This window comes from Leptolyngbya sp. CCY15150, assembly GCF_016888135.1.
In the GTDB taxonomy this organism is placed as follows: Bacteria; Cyanobacteriota; Cyanobacteriia; order RECH01; family RECH01; genus RECH01.
In genome coordinates, this window is the sequence record NZ_JACSWB010000290.1 from 1 (window position 1) to 5,383 (window position 5,383).

3 protein-coding genes and 1 pseudogene are annotated in these 5,383 nt (G+C 53.5%); 2 read left to right on the forward strand and 2 right to left on the reverse strand.

The window, feature by feature from the left end; all coding sequences use genetic code 11:
- Together JUJ53_RS22995 and JUJ53_RS23000 are read right to left on the reverse strand one after the other, a co-directional pair.
- A pseudogene (locus JUJ53_RS22995) lies at positions 1-2,512 on the reverse strand (hypothetical protein); the annotation flags it as partial.
- Positions 2,513-2,556: 44 nt separating this feature from the next.
- A complete protein-coding gene (locus tag JUJ53_RS23000; RefSeq protein ID WP_204154394.1) occupies positions 2,557-3,513 on the reverse strand; it encodes a hypothetical protein in 957 nt (318 codons plus the stop codon).
- Positions 3,514-3,791: 278 nt separating this feature from the next.
- Here JUJ53_RS23000 and JUJ53_RS23005 point away from each other — a divergent pair, with 278 nt between their 5' ends.
- The gene (locus JUJ53_RS23005; RefSeq protein WP_204154395.1) at positions 3,792-3,947 is read left to right on the forward strand and encodes a hypothetical protein; all 156 of its coding nucleotides are present in this window, start codon (positions 3,792-3,794) and stop codon (positions 3,945-3,947) included.
- Between the two features lie 92 nt (positions 3,948-4,039).
- Positions 4,040-5,179 (forward strand): sterol desaturase family protein, encoded by a 1,140-nt coding sequence (locus tag JUJ53_RS23010; RefSeq protein WP_204154396.1) that lies wholly within the window; start codon positions 4,040-4,042, stop codon positions 5,177-5,179.
- Positions 5,180-5,383 lie beyond the last annotated feature (204 nt).

The following is a 5,383-nucleotide window of genomic DNA, read 5'->3' on the forward strand; positions in this document are numbered from 1 at the left end:
CATCGCTGACCCGCCATAGCTTCACGCTGCGGTCTTCACTGCCACTGGCCAGGGTCTGCCCATCGGGAGAAAAGGCGATTGTACTAACCAAATCCTGATGGTCGTCGAGGGAGGTGATCAGAGTGCCATCGCTCACCCGCCACAGCTTCACGGTGCGGTCCCAACTGCCACTGGCCAGGGTCTGCCCATCGGGAGAAAAGGCGATTGTCAAAACCTCATGCTGATGGTCGTCGAGGGAGGTGAGCAGTTGCCCATCGCTCACCCGCCATAGCTTCACGGTGCTGTCCCAACTGTCACTGGCCAGGGTCTGCCCATCGGGAGAAAAGGCGAGGGTATTAACCCAATCCTGATGGTCGTCGAGGGAGGTGATCAGTTGCCCATCCCTCACCCGCCATAGCTTCACGCTGCCGTCCCAACTGCCACTGGCCAGGGTCTGTCCATCGGGAGAAAAGGCGAGTGTATTAACCCAATCCTGATGGTCGTCGAGGGAGGTGAGCAGTTGCCCATCGCTCACCCGCCATAGCTTCACGCTGTCGTTACTGCCACTGGCCAGGGTCTGCCCATCGGGAGAAAAGGCAATTGTCCAAACCTCATCCTGATGGTCATCAAGGGATAAAAAGTAACTCCAGTCTCCATCTAGACTGTCATAAAAGTTGCCAATACTGGATGCGGGCATGTCATGGTTGGGCAAGCCTTGCGTCACCGCATTCGCTTGCATGGTGGCTAGCAATGCCTCAAAGTCTCGCCCATCTCTGAGCAGGACATTACTACTTTCGAGCAGAGTGAGCACCCGTTGGTATTCAGATGCTTCCTGACTGCGTTGGGCTTCTTGAGTTTTCAGCCAGGAAAATCCCCCGAACCCCGAACTGATCACCAAACCAGCACTCAACACCCCCGTCAACCGCTGCCGCTGCCGCCGCTTCTCCCGCTCTCGCTCCAGTACCGCCTGCTGCTCTGCCTGCTCCAAGGCCACCGATGCCTGCAAAAACTGCTGCTGCTGGGGCGACATCAACTCCGCCTTCTCGTCATGAAACGATTTCAATAGATCCAGCTTCGGACTGCGCCACAAACTGCCCACCGGTCGCTGTAGGTGTTCCCATTCCTGAATATCCTCATCCAACTGCCGCAAAAAGCGTAGATCTTCCCAATGGTGCTCCACCCACCCTTGCAACAGCCTCCAGTGCTCCAACAGCGCCTCATGGGTAAACTCCACCGTCGCTGCCATATCATCCGTTGCCGCCGCCATCGTCATCAATCGCAGTTCCGTAAACTGCGCCACCACCTGCCGCACCAGCTCCGCCTCATGCCGCCCCACCAAATCCGCCAACCGCACCCGCCGCCGTGTATCCCGAGTTCCCTCCCCCAACTGCACCAACCCTAAACAGACCCACTTCGCCGCGTCCTGCTGCACCGAACTGAAACTGTTGTAAAGTTCATCTGCCTCCGTCGCCAACGCACCACCCACTCCGCCAATCGCTGTCAGCGCATCGGAGGGCGCAACACCCCGCGCTGCCCTTTCCCAAATCTGCCGCAACGCAAACTGCAACAACGGCAACGCCCCCTCCCGCCCAATCGATTGCTCCAACAACCGATCAATCGTGCCACTGTCCAACGGATACCCCGCATCAATCGCCGGAAGCTCAATCGCTTGCCGCAGTTCATTCGGCTCCATCATCCGCACCAAATACCCCTGGTCGGAAAATAACGTATTCAACGTTGGGTGCCGCTGCGTCTCCCGCAAAAAGTCACTGCGTAACGTCACAACTACCGAAACAATCCGCGATGAATCCTGCGACGCATAGAGCAAATTTTCAATGAATGCCGTCTGCTGAGCCGGATCCTTGCACAGCGAGTAAAGTTCTTCCAACTGATCCACCACGATCACCAAGGGCGATCGGGTTTGTTGATGGAGAGATGCTACAGCTCGCCACAGGCGATCGTATTGTCCCTTTGGATTGGTCGTCGATAACCGTTGCGCCAGCGTATTGAAGTCCTGAAACGACTGCTCATTCCCGATCGCCACCTCTTGCAACGCCCGCGCCAAGGCATACAGGGGGCGTTCTCCCGGCACCAGTACCACCGCATCAACGCGATTCGACTGACTAATCGGTAAGGTTCGCAGCGCTGGCACCAACCCCGCTCGTACCAACGACGACTTCCCCGCCCCCGATGGTGCATAAACACAAAGAAATCGATGTTGACCCGGTGTCTTGTAGAAAGTGAGAAGCTTATGCTTCAGAACTCGTATAGGTGCCTTGCGTCCAAAGTAGCGATAATGATCCGTTTCCTTAAAGCTAGCTAAACCAACGTAAGGATTCTTCTCCAATCGAGGTTGGGCTTTGGCTGTCGCGCCAATCCTCTTAGCAAATTGGGCAAAGTCAAGAAAGATCTTCTCTCCCCCATTCACATAGATGACGATGCTGTTATGGGCCTCTTGGATAATCTGATTTTGATTGCCCTGAGGAAGACTATTTTGCTGTCGTCGATTGTGCTGTGCTTCACCCTGTGACATCTCTACACCCTCACTCTATTGACTACCCTGGACTCGTTATCAGACTAGAAGGAAATCGAAATCTTTCCGCTATTGTGAGATTGATCGAGCTGCACCACCGTATTACCAGTTCCCGTAACCACTTGGTTGCCGTTGCCGTTGAAATTGATTGAATTGTCATGGGTTTCCGGTGGCTTCCTATCCGCCACCAAAACACGAGCCTGCATCCCCGGCACAGATAAAACCTCTCGAATTGCCTCATCCTGTACATTCTTCAACATCACCAACAGCCGACGCTGCCGTAGGATCTCGCTAAAGAGCCGTAGCACCTCATCTACCGACCCCGGCACCGCCATCCCAGGCTCCAACCGTGGAATCCATTGCCGCACCACTGCCGCCAACGCCGCCAGATCCCCAGCCCCCCCTAACGTCGCCTGCAAAATCTCCGGTTCAAACCGCGCCTGAATGAGCGGATCCGCCATCACCGTTTCCATCGCTTCCAGTGCCACCGGCATGACCCATTCCGCCTGCGCCGACTCATCCAGCAACCGCTCCATCAATGACATTGCTTCCCTCCCATTACCCGCCTTAGATTCATGGGATTCAGTAGCAACATCCGATCCAGACGACAAAATCGACTGAACAATCTCCGCCTTCTGCGCCTCTGTGGGACTATACACATGGGGTTGAATATCCTCAAACCCAATCTCCTCAACCTCACAGCAACGCTGCACCGCATCCATAAACGACGCCAAACTCCGCTCTTGAAACAACGCTCGTTGAGCATCCCGCGCACTGGAATAGGTATGCAACCCCGCCACCGCCAGAAACTTGTAAAGCGTCGTAATATCAACCGCCGACTCCCCATCTGCACGGGTCACATTCTGACAAAGCTGCCGCTTATTGCGATAACTCCATAACCGCGCATTCTTCTCCGCGATCGCCTCAAAAAGCTGCCGCAGCAACGCTTGTCCATCAGGGGTGAGCCAACAACGTTTGCGATTGTTCAAGGACGAGTCCATTGCTGTGAATCTCCAAGCCAGTAGGGTGCGATCGGTGCCGTGTCGATCATCGACAGAATTGCCTCATTGTAAGTCAACTCGTTTTGAAGCCTCACCGAATTCAATGTTTCTTTAGGCGCACTCTAGGTTAAGGCACACCTAACTTTTATCTAAAAAAGATCGACATCGATCATCGCCTCGATCGACAGAGTGCCTATGTCACTATCAATTCAACGCACCGCGTTCAGGGAGCATCCCCTCAATCCAATAGACTACTTACTCACCCAAGGAGGTGACAAATGTATCGAGACCCAAACGATATGCGACGCATTGACGGCGATACCGCACTAGATGTCAATACCGGGCATAAGTATCGCCTAGAGCGGAAATTTGAATTTGAATTTCCACCCATCCCAGTCCTGATTGGAATCGGGCTGCTGATTCTATTCCTCTAAGTCCATTGAACAGGCGGACGCGGCAACGTCCGCCCTACCCCTTCCGCAAAACGAATGCACACACACTACGTCATAGACAAAAGGAGTTCTTCATGGATTCTACAATTCTTACTCACTATCTGCTAACAGCACTGCAAGCTAGTTTCACCTTTACCATTGCCGTGCTCCTAATTGAGTTTGAGCGATCGCTCTACCATGCCCTCTGCCACTGGTCAGATTGGCTGTATGGTTTCCATCGCTATCACCATGAAATGTTTGGGACTAGCTACGAAACCAAAGATCGAGAGACCGAACTGAAAAGCTTGTTGTACTACGATTTCCCCGAAGGCTTCTCAACCGTCCTCTTCGCTGGCGCACTGCTAGCGATCGCCTATGGACTCCATGCCCCCACTGGAATGCTGGTCGGTCTTTTAGGCGGATTCATCTACACCTTCAAAGATATTGTCATCCGTAGCTTGAAGCTGTTGGACGTTGAATGGGCCTTTCAACAAGACCCACTGCACCTACCTCCCGAGCTTCCGCTTATGCCGCCCGCTCGGTGGTCGATTCAGTGGACAAACCATGTTCGCCACCACGACCATGACGAAAGCGCCTACTTCTCTGGACGATATCCTATGCTGGATACGTTACTTGGCACCAGCGTTTCACTGAACAATAAGCGGTTTGCCGTCATGGGTGATATGGGCAACTTCCAAGTGCCGGTAGAACAAGCCGTACAGAATGCCGGAGCCATGATGCTCCACGGCGCTCCGTCCGTTGTTATGTCTAACCTAGCCAACGTGGATGTCTTAATCGTGAGCGCGCTGTCGCCCGATACCGACCTGTTTGAGTGCTACAAAGCCATGCAGCACTTCTTTGGTTCCGTGCAGTCCATCCGTGACATTGCCCTGAAAGAAGTGTGGCTGGTCTTGCCCGAGGATGCCTATAGCCTTGTTCCGGTCTCCATCCGCCAATTGCAGCAACGGGTCTTGTCAAATCTAGTGACACTGACGCGAGCTGAGGTTCCTTGTATTGTACGCACAGTGATGCTGCCAGTCGGTCAATCTCAGGAGAGCTCGGACAAACTCGTTGCTGACTTGTGCCAGTCTGTCCGTCGAGATGTTCGCACTATCGTGCCAGGTCGCCCTTTGGCTGGTCTATGGCTGGGGTTACGGGAAATGGGTTTGCGATTGTATTGGCGCTATCGAGCTAGGAACGTGGATGTTCCGTCTCTGCAAAATGCATTGCGATAAGCGATCGCTGCACTGATGCTGAAATACTCCTCTCAAACGAAGAGGAGTATTTTATATTGTCTAAATAAATTTAACTTTTCCACCTTCACATAATTGGCTATTGATTAGGCGTTGCACAGTGTAAAATGACATAGAGTCAAGGGAAGCCATGATGAACTGTCCTCACTGCGCCAGCACCAACGTTGTCAAGAATGGGCATCGCAA